Here is a 25,616-nt window from a genome sequence, read left to right as displayed (position 1 = left end):
CGGCCCTGTTGGGCCGTGATAAATTGCATGCGTCGTCGGACGTGTGCGCTCGGCGATATTGCGTTGAAAACAGTTGAGATCACGCGGATGGGATGACCGTTCGCGCGAGGCATTGGGAATGTTCAGCGCCGGGGAAACATCCGATCAGCGAGCACCAACGTCCATGCCGCGAGCGTTCGTCCGCGTCTTCATGCTCTATGTATTCTTTCTGACCTTCGTCGCGTGCCGCGCGGGAACGGGCGCCGAGTCGCGTCTGCCGAATCCCCCCGCGGAACGCACGGCGGTCGCGCCGGTGTTTGAGCATGGCGACGGATCGGAACGAAGCGAGTCGCCCACCAGCATTGGCGAGGACGACGCACTCAGCCTCATTCGAGAGGTTCTGGCGCGTTATGGCTTGACGCAGTTCGGCGGAAGGAAGGAGTTTCCAAATTTCACCTACATGACGCGCCACGAAAAAATCGATTACTCCCTGGCTTTCACGCCTCCGCCTTACGGAGCGTTCGGACACCTCCTCGGGTTGCCCGGATCGATGTCAGACTACCATGAATTAATCCGACGCAAGCCCTCTCCGACGCAGTTTCGGCGTCCCTTATCATTCGACCTCTACGATGCGAGGAATGGAATCGGGGTCGAGTACGTCTCCGTGGCCGACGCTGATGCGATCGCTGCGTACGGGCAGCCGCCGCTCAAACGAGCCGGACCGATTCGGACTCTTCACGCCGCGCTCATCGTACAAGACGCTGCCCGTCAACTCGCTGGACCGCAAGTGGTCGTTGTCTTCTACGACCCGTTGTTCCGGCTGGAGGAACACATCCCGGAACTCGCGAAACGACCGAGCATGACGGACCGGGAGGTCAAAGGGGAATACTTGAGATATAACTTCACTCACCTGGCACTGACCCAACCTCGTTTGGAAAAGGAACGCGCGGGTATGCGCCGCCTGCTCGAAATGCAGGTGGAAGATTTCGCGTGGTGGCTGGATTCACGTGAACGTGGTGAACGTTGTCGTTTCGAGGATCGTGAAGACGTTTTCGTCCCCTACCTGTCCACGTACCTGTACGCGTCGATCGAGGCGGAGGGAGGGTATTGCGGACCCGCGAAGCACGGGCTGTGGACGACGCGTCACACGAACGGCGTGTTGAAGGACGCCGGGGCTTACGACGCGGGGGAAAAAACGGGCCTATGGACCACCTTCCACACCAACGGTGTGACGAAGTCGGTCGGCGAATATCGCGATGGTCGAAAGCAAGGTCCCTGGGTGGAGTTTTGGGAAAACGGCGTCACGAAGGAGACCGCGTCCTACGACGGCGGAGAGCTGACCGGAAGCTACTTCCACCGGGGCGGTGAGTTTGTCGAGAACGACCGTTGGTTGACGGCGACGCTACCGGACGGCGCGGTGAAAGCGACCACGTTCGACAAAAACAAGTGGGAAATTCCCCTGAAAAACGGGAAACCACACGGGACGGTCGCCTACGAGTCGCGTGATTTCTCGCGTCTCACAAGAGGCCGGTACCGCGACGGACAACCCGTCGGTCGCTGGACCGAGGTGGACCGGCACGGATGCATCGCGAGGGACGGACGATTTCGGGACGGGCAGCAAGATGGGATTTGGCGCTTTGAAGGCTATGATCGCGACTCGGAAAAGTGCTTCGATAGCATGGAAGTCCCATTCTCTCGGGGACTGGTCGACGGTCTACTTCGATACGGTCCAAAACATCCCTGCCCCGTTTTTGAGAGCTATGTGGAGGGCAAGGAATTGGGCGTCACGTTGCAAAGCCTCGCGCGAAAATATGTGTCTGACCGTGACGGCGGCGGCACGGAGTGCTACGTCCGCGAACTCGATATCCATCCTGAGTGGGATCGGATCGGGCGACATTTCGAGTTCGATGAAAACAGCTGCGTGCTCGTGGAGGGTGAGTTCCATCGTGGAGACAAACGCGAGGGGCGATGGATCTTCCGAGAGACGAACCCGACGACGGGCGAGTGCGTGGTCGTGAAGGAAGAGGACTATCGCAACGGTCTTTCGATCGAAACGGTTGTCCCACGGACGAATTTTGAAAAGATCGAAGACATCCCCGGGAACTTGACGGGCCACCTCTCGGTTTCTGTCCAGACAGACCGATACTTCCCGTCGCTCATCGGCATCGAATACGTCGTCGAAGATCCTTTGCCGATCGACGTGGAGGCGTATCGGATCGAGGGGAACCCGGTGGGCATTCAGAAGTTCCGAATGAAAAACGGTCGCTACGTTCGCGAATGCAACCACGGGCCGCCTTGGGACGGTTCGCACCCGGAAGCGGAACCGTACATGCGTGGGGCGTATCCCGATTCTCCGCCGCCGCCGGAACAGCCCGGGACTGCCCACTGCCGAACCTGGACAGACCCCGCGCACCAACTGCTCGAAGACGCCGTCTACTGGGAACTCCCGGCGGACCGTTTCGGTTATATGGATTTGGGTCCGTTCCGATCCTGGTACGAAAACGGTCGCCCGAAGGCCGACATACAACTTCCGACCGGCCATGCCGTTCAATACTGGCCCAATGGGCGGAAATCGAGGGAAGGCGAATTTCTGGATAGTGCTCGCCAAGGCGAATGGACTTTCTGGTGGGCGAGCGGGCACATCTGGTTGCAGGCGAATTTTCAACGCTCCGCATCGGTCGGGCGCTGGACCTACTGGTACGATGGCGGCAAACGGGCTTTCGAGTGCGATTTCGGCGACGAAATGAAAGGCGCTTTTCGATGTTCGTTCTGGAGAAAAAACGGAACGAAAATCGGCGATGTCCTATACGAAGACGGCGAGAAAAAGACATGGACGTGCTGGGATGAGCGCGGGCGACCGGCGGACTGCTCATGGGGGCAATGGAAAGTGCTTTACGGCACAATGGAAGGACCGAGGCCGGACTCGCAGTCTCAATAGTTGGGAGTGATGAGCCTTCGCACCCCTCACCCCTCGTCGCGGTAGTCCTCGCGGCGCAGGCCGTATTTTTTCATGCGTTCGTAGAGCGCGCGGCGCGAGATACCGAGCGCGCGGCACGCCGACGTGACCTCGCCGCCCGTTTCGGCGAGCGCCTGTTCGATCGCGGCCTGTTCGGTGCGTTCCAGTTCTTCGCGCAGCCACCCCGGTCCGGGCGGCACCGAGAGCAGCCGCTTTGGGTCGTCCGCTTCGGCGTCGCCCATCGGCAGCGGACCCGCCGTGCCGCCCGATGCGGTGATGACGAGCCGTTCCGCCGCGTTGCGCAGCTCGCGCACGTTGCCCGGCCAATCGTAGTCGAGCGCCGCCGCGAGCGTGGCGTCGGGGATCGCCGGCACCGCGAGCGCGTTGCGCGACGCGGCCCGCGCGAGAAAATGCGCGAGCAGCATCGGGATGTCGTCGCGGCGGTCGCGCAGCGGCGGCACGTCGAGCGTGAGCACGGCGATGCGGTGGTAGAAGTCCTCGCGCATCCGCCCGGCGCGCACCTCGTCCTGCAAATCGGCCTTGGTCGCCGCGAGCAGGCGGATGTTCACGCGGCGCGACGCGTCGCTGCCCAGCGCAAACACGAGGCCGTCTTCGAGCACGCGCAATAGCTGCACCTGCGCGCGCACGGGGATGCTCTCGACCTCGTCGAGCAGCAGCGTGCCGCCCGAGGCGCTGACGAGCTTGCCGTCGCGCGCGGCCACCGCGCCGGTGAACGCGCCCCGCGCGTGGCCGAACAGCTCGCTTTCGAGCACGGTGTCGGGCAGCGCGCCCGCGTTGACCGGCACGAAGGGGCCGTTCGCGCGCGTGCTCAGGTCGTGGATCGCGCGGGCGACGAGCTCCTTGCCCGAGCCCGTCTCGCCGCAAATCAGCACCGGCGCGTCGGCGCGGGCCACCGATTCTATACGTTCGTAGAGATCGAGCATCGCGCGACTGCGTCCGAGCAGTCCATATCGTCCGTCGCCCGATTCGCCCGCGCCCGCGAGCCGGCGGCGCAGCTCGTCACTTTCGCGGCGAAGCGCCCGCATCTGCACGGCGCGCGACACCGCCGCGAGCAGCACCTCGTCCTCGAAAGGTTTTTCGATGAAGTCGTAGGCCCCGGCCTTGAGGCAACGCACGGCCAGCGCCACGTCGCCATGGCCGGTGATCATCACGACCGGCACGGCGAGGCCACCTTCGCGCGCGCGGGCCAAAAAGCCCTCGCCGCCGAGGCCGGGCATCTTCACGTCGCACAGCACGCAGTCCGCGCCGGGCAGATCGGACCACGCGAGGGCGGCTTCTGCGGCGGCGAAGGTCCGCACGGCGAAGCCGCGCAGACGCAACATCTGCTCAAGCGAGACGCGCGCGGCCTCGTCGTCGTCGATCACCACGATGTGAAAGGCGGCGGTCACGGATTCGTTCTTCCCCGAGCAGGCAACGATGTCAACGTGGTTGGCCCCGATGCTCACATGGCGTGGGTTGATCGGACGCGGTGTAGAGGGAATCCCGACCGCATGATGCGGGATTCATTCCTGAAATGCTTTGGCGCGAACTCGAATGACGCTCGCCGGGCGTCGGACATCCCGCCGAAAAACGGACTGCTTTCGTTCAAATTTCCCTTGAGAATGTCCGGTCCCATCCCGATAGGTATGACGAAGACAGGAATAAGTCACCGGGAGTGAAAAACGCGGGAGGGCGTCGTGTTGGCCGAACGTGTGATCTCATTCGATTTCCTTGAGCACATCCTCGATTCCGTCAGTGCCAATCTCATCGTCACCGACGCGGAAGGCGTGGTGCGATATGCCAACGCGTCCGCCGAACGCGAGTTCCGCATTCCGGGGGAATCGGACGAAGCAATTCGCCGAACGGGTCCGTGGATGGGCTGCGAACACGAGCGCGACCATCCGCAGGGGTGCGGCTTCGGCGAGTTCTGCAGGACGGAGTGCGCCCTTCGTGCCGCCGTTCGCCGGGCCGTGGGCGGAACATCGACGAAACGACAGTCCGCCGATCTTTCCGTCGTCCGCAACGGCGAAAAGGTCCGCAAAAACGTGTTGATCTCCGCCGTGCCGATCGAATACGCGGGCGAAACGCTGGCGCTCATCACGCTCGAAGACGTCACCGAGCTCGTCAAGCTGCGGGGCATCATCCCCATCTGCGCGTCGTGCAAAAAGGTGCGCAACGACGAGGACTACTGGGAAAACGTCGAAGCCTACGTCGCGGCGCACTCGGATGCGTCCTTCTCGCACGGCTTCTGCCCCGAGTGCGTGGAGCATCTTTACGGCGCGCGCCTGCGCGAACTCGCCGCCTCCAAAACCGCCGCCAAGCTGAACGGGTAGAGCGACCCTCACCCCCGCTGACGCGACCCCTCGCCCGTCATGACGGGAGAGGGGTGACGAGCAAAGCGAGGCGGGGTGAGGGTTCCGCGCCTGTGGCACAGCCGCCCCCGGCTGTGCTAAGTGGCGTGAGCGCATTTGCGCCGCACGGAGACGCGAGTTTGCCGGGTGATGCTCCGCTCAACGAGATCCGCCGATTCTTCGGACCGAACGGCCTTTTGTCGAAGACCGTGCCCGGTTACGAAGACCGGCCCGGCCAGATGCAGATGGCCGAGGCGGTGGCGACGGCGCTCGCGGGCGACGGCACGCTGCTCGCCGAAGCGCCCACCGGTACGGGCAAGACGCTCGCGTATCTGATCCCCGCCCTGCTTTACGACCGCCGCGTCGTGGTCGCCACCGGCACCAAGAATTTGCAGGAACAGATCATCCGCAAGGACTGGCCGTTTCTGCGCGACCGGCTCGGCTTCGACGCCCGCGTGGTGTTGATGAAGGGCCGCGCGAACTACCTGTGCAAGCACCGCTGGCGGCTGTTTTGCGACGCGCCGCGGTTTCGCACGCGCGAGGAGGCCACACAGTTTCGTCGCTTCGCCGAGTGGGTCGCGACCTCCGACACCGGCGACCGCGCCGAGGTGGACTGGATTTCGGAGGACGATCCCTTCTGGCTGGACGTGACCTCGACGCGCCACAACTGCCCGGGCGGAGTCTGCACCAAGGAGACCGACTGCTTCGTGCAGAAGATGCGCCGCCGCGCGGCCTCGGCCGACGTCGTCATCGCCAACCATCACCTCTTCTTCGCCGATCTCGCGCTCAAGGAGGACGGCCACGGCGAGGTGATCCCCGATTACCACGCGGTGATCTTTGACGAGGCGCACGGGCTCGAGGACGTGGCCACCGGCTTTTTCGCGAGCCGTCTGTCGTCGTTCATGGTGGACGAGCTCGACCGCGACGTCGTCGCCGCGGTCTCGCGCATCGCGCCCACCGAGTCGCGCCACGTCGCCGCGCTGCGCGCGTTGCGCACCGGCGCCGATCAGTTCTTCGGCGCGTTCCCGCGCGGGCAGGACGAAAAGCTCCGCCTGCGCCCCGGCGCGAGCGACGCCCTCTTCGCGCACTGGCCGCAGGTTGAGGAAAACCTGCGCCGGCTCGCGGGGTTGCTCGCGCGGCTGGGGCGCGATCTCGAATCGCCCGAGCTGGCCGCGCTCGCCGACCGTGCGAACGAAACGCTCGCCGAGGGCGCGGTCGTCGCGAATCTCGAGGATGAGGAGTTCGTGCACTACGTCGAGGTGCGCGGGCGCGGCGTGCACGTCGTCGCGGAGCCGATCGAGCCGGCGAACCGCGTGCGCGAGGCGCTGTTCAAGGAGGCGTGCGCGGTGATCTTCACCTCGGCGACGCTCGCCACCGACCGCGATTTCCGCTTCTTCCGCTCGCGCATGGGCATCGACTTCGAAGCGGCCGAGCTGGTGTTGCCCACGTGCTTCGACTATCAGACGCAGACCGCCCTTTATATTCCGCGCGAGTTCCCCGAACCGGCGTCGAGCGCGTTCATGGATTCGTACATCGCCCAGATCGGCGAGCTGGTGGCGGCGACGCGCGGACGGGCGCTGTTGCTGTTCACGTCGTATCGCAACATGGAGCGTGCGTACGAGGCCATGGCGGACAAACTGCCCTACGTGACGATGATGCAGGGCCAGGGGTCGAAGGCCGCGCTGCTGGAGCGCTTTCGCGACGACACGCACTCCGTTCTCTTCGCCACGCAGTCCTTCTGGGAAGGCGTGGACGTGGCGGGCGAAGCCCTTTCATGCGTGGTGATCGACAAGCTGCCCTTCGCGTCGCCGGGCGAGCCGCTGCTCGAGGCGCGCATCGAGCGCATCAAGTCGAAGGGCGGCAACGCGTTTCGCGACTATCAGGTGCCGCAGGCGATCATCAGCCTCAAGCAGGGGCTCGGGCGATTGATCCGGCGGCGCACCGACAAGGGCCTGCTCGCCCTGACCGACGTACGCGTGCGCAGCAAGAACTACGGCGGACGCATCCTGAAGAGCCTGCCCGATTTTCCGGTGACGGGCGATTTCGAGCAGGTGCTGGGCTACGCGTCGCGGTTGCCGGCGGCGTCGGAGACGGACGAGGTCGCCGAAGCCGAATAGAAAAAGGGCCGGCGAACCGGCCGTGCCAATCAAGAGATGGAATCGTTTCGTTTTGACGACACCTCGAAAATATGCTGTGCTGAAAACCTCCAGCATCGTCGTAGCACCGAAGGGACAACCGACCCCGTGAAGTGGAATCGCAAGAAGCGAAGTTCGTGATCGGCTTGAACCACGGGGGCGTTCTCAGGCATACTCTCTGCCGAAGCAAAGGCCGAACGGACGGAGTGGGCCGAAGGCTCGCATTCGAGGACTCGACAGTTTTTGGACGGAAGAGGCTCCTAATCGGGTCAGCAACCTCGACTTGCCGGATCGACTGCGAGAGAAGAGGACAGACGTGACCGATCAGCGCGTGGCGCGTTCAGAGAAGACTAAAAAGGGTGCCGGAAAAATTCCTCGGGCGGCTGAACCGGCTCGTCGCTTACGCGTCTTCTGCTTAGAGGCTAAAACGCCCCTGTCAACAGGCAGAAAGCCCCGACTGCTCGATTTATTCTGTTGTGCCGGCGGTGCTGGAATCGGTTACGGGCAAGCCGGTTTTGACGTGGTCGGCGTTGACATCGCTCCTCAACCAAATTATCCGTTGCCGTTTATCCAAGCCGATGTTCTATCACTCGATCCTGACTTTCTAACGCTTTTCGATGCAATACACGCCTCGCCGCCATGTCAGGCTTATTCTGATTTGGCGAAGCGAAATGGGAACGGTGATTCGTGGCCGCGACTGATTGATCCCGTTAGAAAAATGCTTATTGATACCAGTTTACCGTATGTAATTGAAAACGTAGAGGGAGCTCCGCTGGAAAATCCGGTTGTTCTGTGCGGGACGATGTTTCCTAGTCTTCGCGTGCTGCGTCATCGGCTTTTTGAATCCAACTTTCTGATCATGACGCCACCACACCCCAAACACCCGAAAGTTCACACATTCGATCGTCGCAAATCGCACTTCGGCAAGACAGACGAATGGAAAGATTTCGTCCAAGTCACAGGCGGCGGCAACTGTTCTTTGGCAGCCGCCCGAGATGCGATGGGAATTGACTGGATGACAAAGGGTGAGATCAATGAAGCGATCCCGCCGGCGTACACGCGTTTTATTGGGGAACAACTGCTCAAACATCTTAACGGGGCGGTTCAATGCGCGATTTCGGCTCGAAAGAGAAAATCCGTCGTTTCTTTCTCGCCAACATCGGCAGAATTTTAACTTCGGACGAAATACGCGATGCTTCCGGAGGTGCGAGTGAATGGGCACGTCGTGTCCGTGAATTGCGCGAGGACGAAGGTTGGCCCATCAAGACGCATAACGATACCAATAGCCTGAAGCCAGGCCAATATCTACTAACCGAAAAACCGCCCACGAAGCCTAGACCCGCATTTCGGCGAGGCATTTCAGCGCGACTTCGTGCTCAAGTTCTCGATCGAAACGGATTCACGTGTCAAATGTGCGGGCGTGGAGCTGGCGATAAGGATGAGGAAACCGGACGAACAATTAGACTACATATCGGCCACATAATAGATAAAAGCATAGGCGGTAAAGACGAGTTGACAAATCTCCGCGCGCTTTGTTCATCGTGCAACCAAGGAGCGAAGAATTTGACGACCGAAAAGCCAAGCAAAATCTGGCTACTTCAGCAGATTCGTCGGGCCGGGCAAGATGAGCAATTCGCCGTCTATGAGTGGCTTCGAACGAAATTTAATGTCGAGTGATGGATCGAATTTCCAAGGAACAACGCAGCTCGAATATGCGCGCTGTTCGCGGCAAAAACACTCAACCAGAATTGATCGTTCGACGCATGGCGCATCGGCTTGGTTTTCGTTTCCGCTTGCATGGAGCGGGACTTCCCGGCAAGCCGGATCTTGTGTTTGCCGGACGACGCAAGGTTGTTTTCGTTCACGGATGTTTCTGGCACCAGCACGCAGCGAAATCCTGTCGAAAGGCGAAGACACCGCGCTCGAATGAAGAGTTCTGGCACTCGAAGCTTGCGCGCAACGTAAAGAGGGATTCTGAAAACATCAAACTATTGCGAACAGGTGGTTGGGATGTACTTGTACTTTGGGAATGTCAAATTGGAGACACGGGCTGGCTCGAAAGGCGGTTGCGGAAGTTTCTGGAATTACCGGGGTCTGATTAGCAATTCTCGGACGAAGGGCCGGCGAACCGGCCCTCGTTCGATTCGGATGGTTTGGGTTACGAGCCCGCGCCGACCGCGGTGATCTCGCCGCCGTGCGCCTTCTGGAACTTCTGGGCGCAGCCCATGCAGCAGAAGTAGTAGTGCTTGCCGTTCAATTCGACGTGCTTGGTCTTGGCGGTGATCGCGGACTCCGACCCGTCGCCGCACGTGGCGCACTTGGCCTGGTCGCCGACTTTGAGCGCCTTGTCGTAGCCGTTGGCGAGCCAAGCGGCGGCTTCCGCGCCCGCTTTGTGCATGGGGCAGGCGGGATTGTCGCAGGGCTTTCCGTCCTTCGCGTGCGCGCAGGTCGCCGGGTCGCACGGCGCGCCGTCGGCTTTCATCGGGCATGGCTGGCCCTCGGCCTTCGCGCCGCAGGGTTTGCCATCGGCGGCGCAGGGGTGGCCGGCCTTCTTCGCCATATCCTCGGTGTTGCCGGCAATCGCAGCGCCCGCGACCAGCGCGAACACCGCCAGCGTGAGCACGATCCATTTTCCGTACTTCATGTCGATCTCCTCTCCCGCCCGGGGGAATGTGCGCAATTGATATGTCGGCGATTCGCGGGTGTCAATCGTGGCTCGGGCCTTGTGGGTTGACGATCCCACGAAGATGACGGATGTCAATGAATACCTCCGGATCTTCCGGAAGTGGGATGAGAGGGGACTGCGTTGTCCATCCGCGTTCGATGGGGTCTTTGCGGGTTTCTGGCGTTGAGTTTGCTCGTTGTCGGGTGCGCGGGTGGCGGCGACGATTCTTCGCCGGGCTCTGGGTCCGACGACGACGCGACCGACGACGATTCGGTGGACGACGATGCCGACGACGATGTGCCCGCGGACGACGACACATTTCCACCGCTGCCGGACGACGACTTCGATCCCGACGATGATGCGGCCGATGACGACGCGGACGATGACGCCGAGCCGGAGAACGTGCCGATCCTGGACGCGGACGGACGCGAGATCTTTCTGCGCGGCACGAACTACATGGGCCTCGAATACGGCGGCTTCGACATTCATACGCCCGAGGACTACGCGCACATCGCCGAGTGGGGATTCAACGTCGTGCGCATTCCCATCGCGTGGGACTTCATCGAGCCCGAGCCGGGCGTGTACGACATGGCGTATCTGACCGACATCGTCGAGCCCGCGGTGGGCTGGGCTGCGGACGCCGGGCTCAAGGTCATTCTCGACTTCCATCAGTGGAACTGGTGCCGGCCGCTGGGCGGCAACGGCATGCCCGACTGGATCTGCGAGGGCGCGTGGTACGCGGATCTGCCCTGGCCGCTGAATATTCTCTTCGCGAGCGGCGATTGGTGGCGGCATCCGGAATTTCCGGACGGATTCGAGGCCGCGTGGGATCTCGTGTCGGCGCACTTCGCGGGCGATGAACGCATCTTCGCGTATGACCTGTTCAACGAGCCGATGAACGGGGTGGGTACGCTCCCCTCGCTCTTCGAGAATCAGAAACTGCGCCCGTTCTACGCGCGGCTCATCGAGACGATCCGCGAAAACCACCCGGAGCCGTGGATCTTCATCGAGCCCGCGATCATCCACGTCGCGGGATTTCCCTTCGTCATGGATCCACTGCCGTACGAGCGCCTGATCTTCAGCCCGCACGTGTATCCGGTCGAGGCGGCGAGTGGCGGGGGCTACACCTTCGGCAAGCCGTTGATCCGCCGCGACGTGAAGCAGGGCCGCGACGAGGCGAACCGCTTCGGCACGCCGCTCGTGGTCGGCGAATTCGGCATGGTCTCGGGCGCGGGCGGGGTGGCCGACTACATGCGCGACGTGACGGACCTTTTCGATGAGTATCTCGCGAGCTGGACCGTGTGGTGTTGGCATCACGACGACAACCAGTTCGGCCTCGTCGACAACGCGGGCGAGAACAAGGCCGTGATCTTTCCGTCGCTGTCGCGGCCCTATCCGCGCGCGACGATGGGCCGGGTGCGTTCTCTCGCCTACGATCAGGTCGCCGTCGAGTTCACGATGGCGTTCGACAACGTCGAGACCGAACCGCCCGACACGCGCATCTGGCTGCCGGAGGTCTTCGGCGACGACTTCGAGGTCTGGTGCTCCGACGCGGACAGCGCGTGGTTATGGGAGTTCGACTCGGCGACGCGCGAACTGACGATCACGGCGAATCCGGGCGAGAGCTGGCACGTCGTGACGGTTCGCGCCGCCGATTGACGGCGGCGAGATCCGCGGACCTTCGGCTCAGACGCGTCCCTCGCGCATGATCTCGGCAAGCGCCTTGCGCTCGCTCGGTTTCTCGCGCTCGCGCAGATCCTCGTCGGGCAGTTTCGCTGGATCGCCGCAGCGGCCCACCGCCACGGCGACGATCACCTCATAGTCGTCCGGCGACGCGCCGGTCGCCTCGAATGCGCGGTCGCGATCGAATCCCGCCATCGCGTGCGCGTACAAGCCGAGCGTTCGCGCCTGCAGCGCGAGCGACATCCACGCCGCGCCGGCGTCGAACCACCCGTGCGTGAGCGGCTTGCCGCTGCGTTCGCTGACTTTTCGCGCGAGCACGAACATCAGCAGCGGTGCACGGTCGGCCCACTTCTGATTTCCGGGATTCAGCGCGGCGGTGAATCGCGCGCGGTCCTCGGGGTTTCGCGCGAAGACGAAGAGCCACGGCTGGGAGTTCCCCGCGGACGGCGCCCAGCGCGCGGCTTCGAAGAGGGCGCGGACGTGCTCGTCGGGGATCGGTTCATCCGCGAAGGACCGCGGCGACCATCGGTCGCGGAATTGGGGGTCCGCGTCGGCCTCGGGCTTGCGGGGGTGCGTGGCATCATCGGTCATCGTCGGCTCCGAGTCGTCGGTTCGCACCCAAGGTGCGCACGACGCGGCCCGATGTCAAATAGTCGCGATGGTCCCTTGGATGCAGGACGATCGTCTGCGTGCGACGTTTACTGAACGGGTGCCGGACTTGCGAAAGACGAACTGCTCACACGAAGGTAGAGCCCTCGACCTTCGGAGGAGCCGATGGCGCGAACGATTCGAATTCCGGAGTCGGGTTCTTCGATCGCCAGTGCCAGATCCGACTCGCGAACGTTCGCACCATCGAGCAACTCGATCGACGCGCGGCCTTGGGCAAAGGCGTCGCCGATCGCGGCCATGAGATCTCCATCCGCGGTGAACGCGATCATCTTCTCGGCCACGGCCATGAGCGTCGGCCGGGTTTCTTTCGACTCAGGGGCCAAGACAAACACGCGATCAAAACCCAAATGGGCGGCGGCCCGACGGGCGATCAGGTCATTGAGAGCCGCGTTCGGCGTGCAGACGAGAGCTCTTCTGCGACCGGACTCGACTAGAGACTCGTAGAGCTGATCGTCAAGAGCATTCGCTTGGACGACCTCCAAGCCGTCTTGAGCAGCCTTGCTGCATTTTGCGGGATCGCTGTCGATCAAGACGACGTCGACGTACGACTGGAGGCGAGACGCGAACTCTCGGGAGAATGGGCTGATTCCAATGATGGATATGCCGGTGCCGTATTCGTTGAGTTTGACCCCGAGCGAGCTTGAGAGCGGGCGGCCGAAAATCGAAACAAATCCGCCGCCGATCAAGATCGTGGTGAAAACGAGCAGACGCATGTCCGCGGCCTGCGGAAACCGGTCTTCGAGAAGAAACGCATAGTAGGAAGCGGTTGCGGCGGAAACGATGCCCCTGGGACCGACGAACCCAAAGAACAATTTTTCGTTTCTGCGGAGTGACGTCTTCCAAAGCCCTAAAAAACCAGTGACAGGTCTGACGATAAACACCAGCAACAATGCGCCCAAAAACAGCGAACCCAACGGGACTTGGCTTTTCGAAAAGTCGACCTGCGCGGACAACAACACGAAGATGAATGCGATAATCAGCGTGGAAATCTGGTCCTTGAAGTGCCGGATTTCCTCGAGATGAACGAGCGGAAAGCGTGCGACGAAGATTCCGGCGACCGCCACGGCGATGACGCCGGATCCATGCACGAGGGAATTGGAAACGTAAAAAACCATCACGGCGGAGCCGATGGCTACGATTCCCGGAAGGGACGCGTCGCCGAATTGCGACGTCCAGGGCAAAACGAGTTTGCCAAGGAACCATCCCGAGATGAGCCCAAACAGGAACCCGGTTCCGACACGAACCAAGAAATACAGAGGAAGCTTCAATCCGGCGACGTCAGGCGAAAGAACCCACTCGAGTACGACGCCGGAAAGCACCACACCGAAACAATCCGCCCAAACCGATTCCCAGCGGAGCAGGACATCGAGCTTTCGTGACAACGGAAGGTTTCGCAGCACCGGGTTGATGACCGTGGGACCGGTCACCACGATTGTCGCGCCAAACAGCACTGCCAACTCCCAAGGAAGTCCCACGATGAAATTTCCCAAGAGAGAGGCGCATGCGGCCGTAAGAACAAGGATCAACGTGAGGGTGCGTCGGATGGCTTTCGGCGCGGTCTTCCAAGCGGACAACGGAAGTCCCAGACCCGCCTCGAAGAGAATGATGCCGACCGCCAGTTCCACCGCCGGCATGAGCGTCTCGCCCAGACTCGATGGCTGAATCCAGTTCAGTCCTATCGGTCCCGCGATCATTCCCGCCCCGAGATAGAACAGGATCGGCGGAACGCGAAGCCTTCGCCCGAGAACGATGCCAATCGTTCCAAAAATCATGCTGAGGGCAAGAGTGGTGAAAATCACGCCTGCCACGAAGAACTCCGCCAGTCGGTCGAACGATTGGGGGACACATCAACACGATCAATGGCGGAACTCTCCACCGGGAAAGTTTCGCGATCCAACCGCCACCGAATCCTCCAAAACCACTCCACCTCAGAACGGCGGATGCAGGACGATCGTCTGCGCGCGCCCGGGGCCGACCGAGGCCACGGCGACCGGCAACCCCAGCACTTCCGCAATGCGCGCGAGGTAGGCGCGCAGCTCCGGCGGCAGCTCGTCCCAGCTCGTCATGCCGGACGTCGACTCGGTCCATCCCGCCAGCGTCTCGTAGATCGGTTTTGCGCGGGCGTATTCCTCGATGTCGGCGGGCACGATGTCGGTGACGCGCCCGTCGATCTCGTAGGCCACGGCCATCTTGATCTTGTCGAGCCCGTCGAGCACGTCGACCTTGGTGACGATCAGGTGTGTCAGATCGTTGAGCCGCGCCGCGTATTTGACCGCCGCGAGATCGAGCCAGCCGCAGCGCCGCTTGCGTCCCGTGGTGGCGCCGAACTCGTGACCGCGCTCGCCGATGCGGTCGCCGATCTCGTCGTGCAGCTCCGTGGGGAACGGCCCCGCGCCCACGCGCGTCGTGTACGCCTTGAGCACGCCGTACACCTTGTCCACCGAACGCGGACCGACGCCCGCCCCGGTGCAGACCGCGCCGGCCACCGTGTTGCTGCTCGTGACGTAGGGATACGTGCCGTGATCGATGTCGAGCATCGTGCCCTGCGCGCCCTCGAACAGCACGTTCTTGCGCGCGCGCACCGCGTCGTTCACGAGGCGGAAGGTGTCCGCCGCGTAGGGTTTGAGTTTGCGCGCGTAACCGCGATAGGTCTCGATGATCTCGTCGGGTTCGAGCTCGGGCGCGTCGTAAAAGTTTTTCAGCAGGCAGTTGAACTCACCGATGTTGTCCTGCACGTAGTCGGGAAAATTTTTCTCGTCGAGAAAATCGCCGAAACGCAGCCCCGTGCGCGACATCTTGCTGCGGTACGCGGGCCCGATGCCGCGGCCTGTCGTACCGATCTTCTTTTCGCCCTTGGCGTTTTCGGCGGCCTGATCGATCGCCTTGTGCCAGGGCATGATGATGTGCGCGCGATTCGAGATCGCGAGCTGGCGGTCGGATTGGAATTTGCCCTTCGACTTGACCTGCCCGATCTCGCCGATCAGCACCTCGGGGTCGATCACCACGCCGTTGCCGATCACGCACAGCACGTCGTCGTGCAGAATTCCCGAGGGAATGTGGTGCAGGATCGTGGTGTCGTCGCCGACGACCACGGTGTGCCCCGCGTTGTTGCCGCCCTGGAAACGCACGAGCAGATCGGCCTTTTCCGAGAAAAGGTCCACCACCATGCCCTTGCCCTCGTCACCCCACTGCGTCCCGACGATGACCACCGTCGACATGAAAAACCGTCCGTCGTGTAAGGAAAAAATCGCCGCTTGACGCCGCCGATCGAGGCGACCGAACAAACGGCGCGATGATGTCACAAGGTCGCGGGCAGGTCCAGCGTTTTCGGTCTCGGCGTGAACCCTCACGCCGCTCCCGCGTGCACGATTTTTCTTGCGTTCGACCGCGCGCGGGCATAGTGTGCTTTTCATGGGCGGTTTCGCCATGACGATTCACGAAGTTTCCTGTCCGTGCCGCAGTGGAGGAAAGCCATGCATCTGACCGAAATCCCGATCGACAATGTTCTCAAGGCCCTGCCGAAGCTCTCGACGCATCTCGCGGGCGACCCGGTGACGTTCAACCTGACGATCGAGCAGTGGGAAACCGAGAAGGAGCGCGTTCCGCGTCCCGACTGGTTCATGAAGTTCGACGAAAACGGCGAGATCGCCGCCGGCGAGGGGCACCTCGAAGGCGACGCGATCCCGTTCATCATCAAGCAGGGCAAGGGCTACGAGACGCTGGTCGGCATGTTCGTGCACGGCCTGTCGGACGGCACGCCCGGCTGCGCGCAGATGTCGATGATGATGGGCAAGATCGGCATCCCGCTGGACAAGATGAAAAAGGTTCAGAGCTTCTTCAAGCGCATCGAAATCGGCCTCCCGCCGATTCAGAAAGCCCTCGCCGAAAACGGCGTCGCGATCGACGCCGAGTAGGGCTTTTCCGACACCGCCGGGGGTGGGACCGGTCCCATCCCCGGTTCATATTCGCCGAATCGAAATGGGACGAGCACGCGCCCGTCACTTCGCCCCGTAGCTGATGCGATAAACGAGCCCCGCGAAGTCGTCGGAGACGAGCACCGATCCGTCGGTCATGACCAGCACGTCCACGGGGCGGCCGAAATATTGCTCGCCTTGCAGCCAGCCCGTCGCGAGCGGTTCGTAGTCCGTGGTGGCCGAACCTGAAACGCCGACGAACATCACGCGGTAGCCCACCTTCGATGCGCGATTCCACGAGCCGTGCTGCGCCGTGATGATGCCGCCCTGGTATTTCGCCGGGAACATCGAGCCCGTGTAGAAACGCATGCCCAGCCCCGCCACGTGCGCGCCGGTCTTGAGCGCCGGGGCAACGTAGTCGGCGCAGTTGCGACCGAGGCCGAGCTCGGGGTCGAGCGTGTCGCCCTGATGGCAGAATGGAAACCCGAAGTGCAGTCCCGCCGTCTGCGCGCGGTTGAGCTCGTCCGACGGCAGGTCGTCGCCGAGCCAGTCGCGACCGTTGTCGGTGAACCACAGATCGCCCGTGCCCGGCTGCCAGTCGAAGCCCACCGTGTTGCGGATTCCGCGCGCGAAGATCTCCTGCCCCGAGCCGTCGGCGTTGATGCGCGTGATCGACGCGAAGCGGGCGTCTTCCTTTTCGCACACGTTGCACGGCGCGCCGACCGGCACGTAGAGCTTGCCGTCGGGACCGAACTTGATGAATTTCGTGCCGTGGTGCGTGTCGGTCGGGTACTCGGTCGTCACCACCTGCGGCACGGGCGGCGACGCGAGCTGTGACTCGATGTCGAGATAACGCGTGATGCGCGAAACCTCGCCGACGTACAGATCGCCGTCGCGAAACGCCACGCCGTTGGGCGCGTTGAGGCCCTCGGCGATCGTGAATTTCTTTTCGGCGCGGTGATCGCCGTCCTCGTCGCGAAGGGCATAGACGCGGTTTTGCGTCGTGCCGAGAAAAACCGTCCCCGCCTCTCCGAGCGCGAGCTGCCGCGCGGCGGGCACGTCCTTCGCCCACACGCAGATCTTGAACCCGGTCGGAAGCTGGATCAGGTGCAGGGGCAGATCGGCGGTGTCGCAGGGCGCGGTCGGCGTGGTGTCGTCATCGCCCGGAGTCGTGTCGTCGCCCGGAGTCGTGTCGTCGTCCGGGGGCGTGGTGTCGTCGTCAGCCCCGGGCGTGGGCGTCGGTGTCGCATCATCGTCCGCGTTGCCCGGCGTCGGCGTGGGCTGATCGTCGTCCGCGATCGTGCCGGACGAATCCGATCCGGAGCCGCATGACGGCGCGGCCGTGAGCGCCGCCGCGGCGAACAACAGAACCAAGACCAGCGTGCGTTGCGTCGTGCTCATGACGGGCTCCTTGCGCGAGCCGTCATCATCGCGCCGAAGTTCGCCAAGGAGCAAGATGGTTGGGATCAGGAATCCGGCGTCTTGTCCGTCCGCGTGACGGCGATGACGAGGGTATTGCGAACGATATCTGAAACGAGCTCTGCGTATCCATCCGGATTGAGGTGCTTCGAGGAATGCAGAGACGACTCCTCGCGCCACGGGAGATCGATCATGGCGACCAAATCTGAACGGTGGCCAATCAGCTCCCGCATGTGTTCTGAATTCAGGCTCGGCGGGGGATGTAAAAACACGATGAACAGGCAATGTTGCCTTGAACCGGCGAGATCGGAAACGAGCCGTTCGAAGGCACCCGAAGCGGGTGGCGACGGATTCTCGGAGTCGCGGAAAACATGGTGACGAAGCAACGTATACATGAATGCCGTCAGCGCCGAGTGCCGAGTCCATTTCCAGGGCGGGTCGGCGGCCAGCGGGATTTCGGGATCGTCGTCGTTTCCGCAGATCTGGACGATGAGCAGATCGGGTCTCCATCTTGCGACGACGTCCATGGCTCGAAAAGAAATCTGATTCAGGTTGAATCCGGGAACGCCAAAATTCGCGACTCGGATTCCGTGGTGTCGACTCGAAAGTCGGGCCGGAAATGTCTCCGAAAAGTCCACCCCGATTCCAAAAGTATTCGAGTCGCCCACGCACGCGACCCACGGGCGGACCGCTTCCACCCTTTCGCCGGGTTCACTCGCGCGTTGGCCGTCCTTCCCGATCGCATAACGAACAATCCGCCGATCAGAGACGAGAGGCGACCAGTCAATCGAATGGGAGTTTGATCTCAGTTGATATCCCAATGCGGTGTTCCGCTCGACCAGCCCCCAGATGTTCGGAAAGTTCATTGCGATCACGAGATTAAGAACGATGCCAAGCGTCGTGATTGCGAGCGCCGCGCTGGCGATGAAGCGAAACAGGGCCCTTCGTCGATGAATTCGAAACATGGAAATCTTCCGTCCGTCCGTCCCACACTCCGGCACTTCGTGAGGCTAACGTATCACGAGTTCCCCCGGACGTGATCGCGTCGCCTCGCGGTAAATCGACTGCGCCTAGTCGCCGGTGAACACTCCCAGTTTTTCGTCCCGCCGCTGCACCACGACGCCGTCCTCGCCGCATTCACCGCGCGCGCGCAGCTCGGCCATCGCGCCGCCCTGACCGCGGTCGATCACCAGACGCACCCGCGTCTCGGGGAACGCGGTGAGCATGTGGTGGTCGGTATCGGAGTCGCCCGCCACGAGCAGCGGCGCGCGGCCCACGAAGTTTTCGATGACGCGCGTCTTGCCCGCGCCGAACGTAATCGCGTAGCCGTCGCGTTCGTCCACCGTGTCGGTGTGGTGGTCGCCTTGCATCACGGTCCGCATGCCGAAGACGTGCGTCTCGCCGATGCCGTACACGCGCGCGGCGGTGGGCGCGACGACATCCTGCAGGCTCGCGGTCACGACGAACACGTCGAACCCCGCGCCGTGCAATGCGTCCATCAGCCACGCCATCTCGGGCAGACGGCGAATGCCCGTGCGGATCGCGAACGCCTGCGCGCCCGCGCGGGATGCGAAATCGTCGGGACTCGCGAGCGTGCGGACGCCGATCGGCGCGACGCTCGCCTCGTCCCACGCCTCCAGCCCCATCGCGCGCACGACCGCGCGATCGAGCCCGGCAAAAAACCGCGCGGTCCACGGATAGACCCACGCCTTGCCGACGCCCGGGGTGTCGATCAGGCCGTCGAAGAGCAGGTTCATCTTCACGACGAAGTCGGCGTATTCGGGACGCTCGCGAATGGTTACGGGCGGTTTCGCGTCGCCCATCGCGGGGAAGTCGGCGCGTAGTCGCGCGTAGTGATCGGCGAGGTCCGCGGCGAGATCGGCTATGCGCGCGCCGCCGTGATTCGCGGGCATGTGCGTTTGGCCGCCGGGCTCGCGCGGCAGCAGGCGGTCGAAGTGATCCGGTTCGAGCCCGAAGACGAGATCGTCGATCTGTCGGCGCAGCGCCTGCTCGCCGATGTCGCCGAAGATGCACGTGTCGTCGAAATCGAAGACCGCGGCGGGGGGATTCGCGGCGTCGTACGCGGCGGATTCGCGCCCGCGCGTGTGCAGAAGTTCGTCGAGCGCGCTTTTCACGCGGGGATTCCAGGGCATGCGTCGTTCCCGGGGCGATGTTGGCGCGTCAGAGGTAGACGCGCGCGGACGCGGTGTCAATCGGAGAGCGACTTCGGTGAGCGGCGTCGGGCGGGCAAGTCGGGCGGGCAAGTCGGGCGGGCAAGTCGGGCGCGATCACATCACCGCGCCGCCGCGGACCTCCCAGATGGACTTCTTCATGAGTTCCATCTCGATACGCAGTTCGCGGTTTTCCTTGAGCAGCGCCTCGTTTTGGCGCTTGAGGTCCATCATGACGGCGATGGCTTTTTCGTTCTGTTCCTTCAATACGTTCGCCGCGTTCTGAAACTGCGCGGCAAGCTGATAGAACTGCTCCACCGTTTTCGTTTTCACGAGCGTGATCGGTCCGAGTTTCATGGTTCCTCCCCGGTCGCGGTGCTCCGCGCGCGATCGAGCGAACATCGTAGCACGGGATCGCGGCCCCACGAAAAGGCATCGGTCGGCCCGGACCGCGACTTGAAGATCCGGTCTATTCCCGTCCCGAGACATGGGCGTTCGTTGACAGTCCGACATGAATCGGACTACCCCTTGGGCTGTGACACATTCACCCGATCACGATCCCGTCCCGACGACGGGTGCCGCGCCCGGCGCGCGCCGGCCTTCCCTGGCCGAGTCCGGCGAGCGATGGAGCTATTTCGGCTGGGCCGAGCGGCCCTATTTCCGCCGGATGAGCGAGTTTCGCTACGAGCTGTTCGGGTTCTTTCTGCGCCCGTTGGCCCGGCGCGGCGTGCGTCCCAATCACATCACCGCGGCGAGTTTTCTGACGGTGCTGGTGGGTTTCCCGCTGTTCTACGGCGCTGGGCGATACGGCGCGGCGTTTGCGGCGCTGGCCGTGCACATCCTGCTCGACGGGCTCGACGGCCCACTCGCCAAGATCGTCGGAAAGAAAAACACGGCCCAGGGCGCGCTCATGGACATGAGCAACGACGTCACCGGGATCGTGATCGTCGTCTTTACCGTGTCGTTTTTCGGTCCCGTGCCGTGGTTTCTGGGCACGGTCTACGCGGTCACGTACCTGTATCTCACGATCTTCGCCGTCGCGCAGAACCTGTTGGACCTTCGTTATGCGTATGTCGTGAAAACCAAATACACCGTGTACGTTCTGCTGGTCGTGTGGTGGCTGACGGGCGTGGACCTCGTCTCGCCCGTGACGGCGCTCGCAACGGTGTATATGGGCGTCTCCGCGTTCTTCGGGTTCGTCCGGGTCACGCGCGCGCTGCGCTAAGCTCCGGCCCGGTCCATCGTGCACATGTCCCACGGATCGGCGCTCATCCATTCGGCCTCGATGCCGTTGCGCTTGGCGATGCGACTGTAGAGTTCTGCCGATGATTTCGGCATGCGCACGAATGTCTCGCCGTCCACGGCGACGAGACCGAATTTCGGCCCCCAGCCGTCTTCCCACTCGAAGTTGTCGAGCAGCGACCAATAGAAATATCCGCGCACGTCCGCGCCGTCGTCGATGGCAAGACGCACTTGGCGCAGATGCTCGATGATGTACGCGCGACGACGCGCGTCGTCGTCGGTCGCAATACCGTTTTCGGTGATGTAGATGGGCAGGCCGAACTTCGCGAGCCGAGCGAGATTCGCGCGCAGCCCCGGCGGAAACGGCGCCCACGCGGTCTGCGTCATGCGGTGACCATCGCCCGCGTTGTGCGTGCGAATCGGCCAGCACCAGCGGCAGCGCGACTGGTTGTAGGAGTTGAGCCCCCAGACGTCCGTCGACGCCGCGAGGCCCGGGACGATGCGGCCGTCGCCCAACGGACGCGCGGCGCGGCCATCGCGAAGGCCGCCGAGCCAGAACTCGTTGTAGAGGCGGTCGTGCTGCCACGCCGAGAGACGGTCGAACGGGTTCGATGGATGATAAGGTGTGTAGTACGGCATATTTTTCACGAGACCGACCCGCGCGCTCGGATTCGCGGATTTCAACGTGCGGTACGCGATGGCGTGCGCGTCGAGCAGAATGTTCATGACGCGGGCGAACACGCGCGGGCTTTTCTCGCCGGGTGAGAAGCATCCGAACAGGTAGCTCATCATGGCGTAGATGGCGGGTTCGTTGAGGGTGCACCACCAGCGCACGCGCGCGCCAAACCGATCGGCGAGCAGCTCGCACCATCGCTCCCAGGCGCGCAGGTTGGCACGCTCGGCGAAACCGCCGCGCAGGATGAACCAGCGCGGAACGGTGAAGTGGTGCGCGGTGACGAATGCCTCGATGCCGCGCGCATCGCATGCGTCGAGCACGCGGCGGTAGTGGTCGACGGCGGCCTCGTCGACGACGCCCTCGCGCGGCACGATGCGCGACCACTCGATCGAAAAGCGAAAGGCGTTGGTGTTCATGCGCGCGCACAGGTCGAGGTCTTCGGCGAACCGATTCCAGTGATCGCACGCGCGTCCGGATTGCTCGTTTCGCTGGATGTGGCCGGGAACCTGCTCGTAGGCCCACCAGTCGGAGTGGATGTTGTCGCCCTCGACCTGATGCGCCGAAACGGCGGTGCCCCACAGGAACCCGGGTGGGATCTCGATGGTCGTCGTCACGTTGCGCCCCTTCTCCGGATCGTTCATCGCGCCTGCGCGTACGAGCGTCAACTGTCGCTGAAGACGAGCGCCGAAAAGCTCGTTGCAAGGTGTGACGGGATCTTTACTTTTTCGTGAAACCGACGGATAAGCGGGAAGTTATTTTAGGTAAACAACCCACGGTCGATGATGGATATTGGCATACCACTGGACAGCGGACCGTGTCGTAGTGTTATCCTTCGCGAAGGGGAGAAGAGCGCGCGGATGAGCCACCGGATCAACAACACGTCGAGCGCGGACGCTTGCACCCCGCCCGACGCCGAAGACCGCATCTTCCGGGTGATTTACGAGACCTCCGCCATCGCGATGGCCGTCGGCAAACCCGATCGTTCCGTGGTGTGCGTCAACGACGCGATGTGTCGCCTGACCGGCTACTCCCGCGAGGAGCTCGTCGGCACGCCCTCGACGAACATCGTGCACCCGGACGACCGAGACCTGGACCTTGACGCGTATCGCGAATTGCTCGACGGGCGTCGCGACCACGTGACGCGCGAGAAGCGCTATGTACGCAAGGACGGCGGCATTATTCATGGGCTGATGAGCGTCACCCTCATTCGCGCAGGGGACGGATCGCCGAAGTTTCTCGTCGGGATGATTCAGGACGTGACAGCGATGAAGGCCGCCGAGAAGGCGATTCGCGACGCCGAGGAACGATATCATCTCGCGGTCGAGGCGGCGAATCTCGGCGTTTGGGATAACGACGTGCGCTCGGGCCGCCTGAAATTCAACGATCGCTTCGTGCGCATGCTCGGCCGCGAGCCCGGCGACATTCCTCCGACCATCTACTCCTTCGTCGACCTCGTGCATCCCGACGATCAGGGCTGGGTGGTCGCGAGCGTCGACTCGCAGACCTCCGGCCCCGACGGGTTTTTCGACACGAGATTTCGCATGCGTCACGCCGATGGTTCGTGGCGCTGGATCCTCTCGCGTGGGCGCGTGGTGGAGCGCGACGCCGACGGCGCGCCGCTGCGCATCGCCGGCACGCACACCGACATCACCGAGCAGAAGGAGGCGCTGGCCGACGCGACGACGCTGCGCGACAAGCTCGACGAAGCGCGCAAGCTGGAAGCGATCGGGCGTCTGGCCGGCGGTGTCGCGCACGACTTCAACAACATCCTCACGGGAATCACCGGCTACGTGGAGATGGGCATCGCGTCGCTACCCGAGGGAAATCCCCTGCGCGCCGACCTGCTCGAGGTGAAAAAGGCCGCCGGGCGTGCGGGGGCGCTCACGCAGCAACTGCTCGCGTTCTCGCGCCGTCAGGCGATCGCCCCGCGCGTCGTCGATCTCAACGACGTTCTGGCGTCTTCGACGCAGGTGCTCTCGCGGCTTCTGGGCGAGGACATGGATCTGCGTTTCGAACCCGGCGATGAGCTGTGGAAGGTGATGCTCGACACGGGCCAGATCGACCAGGTCCTGCTCAACCTCGCGGCGGGCGCGCGGGACGTCATGCCCGCCGGCGGGCGCATCGAGATCGCGACGCGGAACCTGACGCACCGCGAGGCGATGGGACTGTTCCGCGGCGAGATCGAAATCGGCGACTACGTGATGATGTCGTTTTCGGACAACGGCCCGGGCATGGATGCGAGCGAGCTCGCGCATGTGTTCGAGCCGTTCTTCACGTCGCGCGAACTGAGCCTCGGCGCGGGGCTGGGCCTCGCCACCGTCTACGGCATCGTGCGGCAAAATCACGGCTACATCGAAGCCTCGTCGAGTCCGGGGCAGGGGACGGTGTTTCGCATCGCGTTTCCGCGCGCCGGGCTCGACGAACCCGAGATCGCCGCAGCCGCCGCACCGGTGCCCCTCATGCGCGGCACCGGCACGATTCTGGTCGTCGAGGACGAGGACATCGTGCGCGACCTGACGAAGCGCGTGCTGGAAAGTTACGGCTATCGCGTGGTGACCGCCGCGAGCGGCGACGAGGCTCTGGAAGCGTTCGCCGAGCACGGGCCGGCGATCGCGCTGCTGCTGACCGACGTGGTGATGCCGCGCATGAACGGGCGAGAGCTCGCCGAGCGGCTCCGCCGCGTGCGTCCGGAACTGCCCGTGGTGTACATGTCGGGTTACACCGACGACATCATGGCGCAGCACGGTGTGATCGGCGACGACACACCGCTCGTTCACAAACCGTTTTCCATCGAGAGCCTGCTCGGCAGGATTCAGGACGTCCTCGGCACGCGGTGATCGCCCGATCCGTCTGCTGTCATCGAAACCCCATCGACATGGCGGTTCCGAACACGACAGCGCACACACCGGGCGTTTCGACGCAAACCACCTCCCGGCTTCAACGAAAACGGCCTCCCGAAGGAGGCCGTCGTCGCGCGATGATCGACTTCGATCTACTTCAGCGCCGCCGCGTAGAGGTCGGCGACCTTGTTCCAGTTTACGACGTTCCAGAACGCCTTGACGTACTCGGGGCGACGGTTTTGGTACTTCAGGTAGTACGCGTGCTCCCACACGTCGAGCGCGAGGATCGGCGTGCCCGATCCGTCCATGAACGGGTTGTCCTGGTTCGGCGTGCTGGAGACGACGAGCCGGCCGTCCTTCACCGACAGCCACGCCCAGCCCGAGCCGAAGCGCGTGGTCGCCGCGGTCTCGAACTTCTCCTGAAACGCCTCGAACGCGCCGAATTCCTTCTGGATCGCCGCCGCGACGTCGCCCTTGGGCGTGCCGCCCTTGCCCGCGCTCATGAGTTCCCAGAACAACGAGTGGTTGCAGTGGCCGCCGCCGTTGTTGCGCACCGCGGTGCGAACCGACTCGGGTACCGCTTCGAGGTGCTTCATCAGCGAGACGATGTCCATCGTCTTCAGGGCGTCCTCGGTCACGTTTTCGAGGGCTTTGTTCACGTTCGCGACGTACGCCGCGTGGTGCTTGTCGTGGTGGATTTCCATGGTGCGCGCGTCGATGTACGGCTCCAGGGCGTCAAACGCGTAAGGCAGATCCGGAAGCTGGTGCATGTCGTCTCCAATGTGTTGAGATTCCCGAGGAATCGAAAACGCGTCGATGCGCGCCACTGCGCGTATCCACAAGGTAAGGCGCATCTAGACCAAGTCAAGCGACAAAGTCGATGATTTAACTCAGGAACGGTGGGTTCGCGTACGAG

At 63.1% G+C, this 25,616-nt stretch carries 21 protein-coding genes; 10 read left to right on the top strand and 11 right to left on the bottom strand.

Translation table 11 applies throughout. The features are described 5' to 3' along the window. The first annotated feature begins 163 nt into the window (after positions 1-163). Positions 164-2,917, top strand: a complete 2,754-nt coding sequence (locus tag IT350_11580; protein ID MCC6158683.1) for a hypothetical protein — start codon at positions 164-166, stop codon at positions 2,915-2,917. Positions 2,918-2,943: 26 nt separating this feature from the next. On the opposite strand, the gene IT350_11575 is transcribed toward IT350_11580, so the two are convergent. After that, positions 2,944-4,344 carry a sigma-54-dependent Fis family transcriptional regulator gene (locus IT350_11575; GenBank protein MCC6158682.1) on the bottom strand — a complete coding sequence of 467 codons (1,401 nt, stop codon included), beginning with the start codon at positions 4,342-4,344 and terminating at the stop codon, positions 2,944-2,946. Between the two features lie 288 nt (positions 4,345-4,632). Between IT350_11575 and IT350_11570 the strand changes: the two genes are divergently transcribed. The 5 genes from IT350_11570 (at position 4,633) to vsr (ending at position 9,523) form a co-directional block, all read left to right on the top strand. Continuing rightward, positions 4,633-5,268, top strand: coding sequence for a hypothetical protein (locus IT350_11570; protein MCC6158681.1), 636 nt, complete (start codon positions 4,633-4,635; stop codon positions 5,266-5,268). 158 nt (positions 5,269-5,426) lie between these two features. Further along, complete coding sequence (locus IT350_11565; GenBank protein ID MCC6158680.1) at positions 5,427-7,403, top strand: ATP-dependent DNA helicase; 1,977 nt, start codon at positions 5,427-5,429, stop codon at positions 7,401-7,403. Between the two features lie 451 nt (positions 7,404-7,854). After that, positions 7,855-8,595 (top strand): DNA cytosine methyltransferase, encoded by a 741-nt coding sequence (locus IT350_11560; protein MCC6158679.1) that lies wholly within the window; start codon positions 7,855-7,857, stop codon positions 8,593-8,595. After that, positions 8,529-9,098 (top strand): HNH endonuclease, encoded by a 570-nt coding sequence (locus tag IT350_11555; protein MCC6158678.1) that lies wholly within the window; start codon positions 8,529-8,531, stop codon positions 9,096-9,098. Before IT350_11560 ends, IT350_11555 begins: the two co-directional genes overlap by 67 nt. Beyond that, a complete protein-coding gene (vsr, locus tag IT350_11550; GenBank protein MCC6158677.1) occupies positions 9,098-9,523 on the top strand; it encodes a DNA mismatch endonuclease Vsr in 426 nt (141 codons plus the stop codon). Before IT350_11555 ends, vsr begins: the two co-directional genes overlap by 1 nt. Positions 9,524-9,579: 56 nt before the next feature. On the opposite strand, the gene IT350_11545 is transcribed toward vsr, so the two are convergent. After that, positions 9,580-10,065 carry a hypothetical protein gene (locus tag IT350_11545; protein MCC6158676.1) on the bottom strand — a complete coding sequence of 162 codons (486 nt, stop codon included), beginning with the start codon at positions 10,063-10,065 and terminating at the stop codon, positions 9,580-9,582. A 204-nt stretch (positions 10,066-10,269) separates the two neighbouring features. On the opposite strand from IT350_11545, the gene IT350_11540 reads away from it, so the two are divergent. Further along, positions 10,270-11,745, top strand: coding sequence for a cellulase family glycosylhydrolase (locus tag IT350_11540; protein MCC6158675.1), 1,476 nt, complete (start codon positions 10,270-10,272; stop codon positions 11,743-11,745). 27 nt (positions 11,746-11,772) lie between these two features. On the opposite strand, the gene IT350_11535 is transcribed toward IT350_11540, so the two are convergent. The 3 genes from IT350_11535 to IT350_11525 all read right to left on the bottom strand — a co-directional run bounded on the left by IT350_11535 (position 11,773) and on the right by IT350_11525 (position 15,656). Next, complete coding sequence (locus IT350_11535; GenBank protein MCC6158674.1) at positions 11,773-12,360, bottom strand: nitroreductase family protein; 588 nt, start codon at positions 12,358-12,360, stop codon at positions 11,773-11,775. Between the two features lie 107 nt (positions 12,361-12,467). Next, a complete protein-coding gene (locus IT350_11530) occupies positions 12,468-14,246 on the bottom strand; it encodes a sodium:proton antiporter (protein MCC6158673.1) in 1,779 nt (592 codons plus the stop codon). Positions 14,247-14,366: 120 nt separating this feature from the next. Next, complete coding sequence (locus tag IT350_11525) at positions 14,367-15,656, bottom strand: adenylosuccinate synthase (protein ID MCC6158672.1); 1,290 nt, start codon at positions 15,654-15,656, stop codon at positions 14,367-14,369. A 255-nt stretch (positions 15,657-15,911) separates the two neighbouring features. Between IT350_11525 and IT350_11520 the strand changes: the two genes are divergently transcribed. Continuing rightward, positions 15,912-16,352 carry a hypothetical protein gene (locus tag IT350_11520; GenBank protein ID MCC6158671.1) on the top strand — a complete coding sequence of 147 codons (441 nt, stop codon included), beginning with the start codon at positions 15,912-15,914 and terminating at the stop codon, positions 16,350-16,352. 84 nt (positions 16,353-16,436) lie between these two features. On the opposite strand, the gene IT350_11515 is transcribed toward IT350_11520, so the two are convergent. From IT350_11515 to IT350_11500, 4 genes are all read right to left on the bottom strand, one after another. After that, positions 16,437-17,753 (bottom strand): PQQ-dependent sugar dehydrogenase, encoded by a 1,317-nt coding sequence (locus IT350_11515; GenBank protein ID MCC6158670.1) that lies wholly within the window; start codon positions 17,751-17,753, stop codon positions 16,437-16,439. Positions 17,754-17,818: 65 nt separating this feature from the next. After that, positions 17,819-18,298 carry a hypothetical protein gene (locus IT350_11510; GenBank protein ID MCC6158669.1) on the bottom strand — a complete coding sequence of 160 codons (480 nt, stop codon included), beginning with the start codon at positions 18,296-18,298 and terminating at the stop codon, positions 17,819-17,821. A 543-nt stretch (positions 18,299-18,841) separates the two neighbouring features. Continuing rightward, positions 18,842-19,924, bottom strand: a complete 1,083-nt coding sequence (locus IT350_11505) for a haloacid dehalogenase-like hydrolase (protein ID MCC6158668.1) — start codon at positions 19,922-19,924, stop codon at positions 18,842-18,844. A 135-nt stretch (positions 19,925-20,059) separates the two neighbouring features. Beyond that, a complete protein-coding gene (locus IT350_11500) occupies positions 20,060-20,299 on the bottom strand; it encodes a hypothetical protein (protein MCC6158667.1) in 240 nt (79 codons plus the stop codon). Between the two features lie 178 nt (positions 20,300-20,477). Here IT350_11500 and IT350_11495 point away from each other — a divergent pair, with 178 nt between their 5' ends. After that, positions 20,478-21,167 (top strand): CDP-alcohol phosphatidyltransferase family protein, encoded by a 690-nt coding sequence (locus IT350_11495; GenBank protein ID MCC6158666.1) that lies wholly within the window; start codon positions 20,478-20,480, stop codon positions 21,165-21,167. Here the strand turns inward: IT350_11495 and IT350_11490 are convergent. Continuing rightward, positions 21,164-22,501 carry a glycoside hydrolase family 1 protein gene (locus tag IT350_11490; GenBank protein ID MCC6158665.1) on the bottom strand — a complete coding sequence of 446 codons (1,338 nt, stop codon included), beginning with the start codon at positions 22,499-22,501 and terminating at the stop codon, positions 21,164-21,166. The genes IT350_11495 and IT350_11490 overlap by 4 nt on opposite strands. A 216-nt stretch (positions 22,502-22,717) precedes the next feature. Between IT350_11490 and IT350_11485 the strand changes: the two genes are divergently transcribed. Further along, entirely contained in the window at positions 22,718-24,697 is a 1,980-nt protein-coding gene (locus IT350_11485; protein MCC6158664.1) for a PAS domain-containing protein, read from the top strand. A 155-nt stretch (positions 24,698-24,852) separates the two neighbouring features. On the opposite strand, the gene IT350_11480 is transcribed toward IT350_11485, so the two are convergent. Then, on the bottom strand, positions 24,853-25,470 hold the full coding sequence (locus IT350_11480) for a superoxide dismutase (protein ID MCC6158663.1): 618 nt from the start codon (positions 25,468-25,470) through the stop codon (positions 24,853-24,855). Positions 25,471-25,616 lie beyond the last annotated feature (146 nt).

Source organism: Deltaproteobacteria bacterium (assembly GCA_020845895.1).
GTDB lineage: Bacteria > Lernaellota > Lernaellaia > JACKCT01 > JACKCT01 > JADLEX01.
This window is presented reverse-complemented; position numbering and strand designations above follow the sequence as displayed.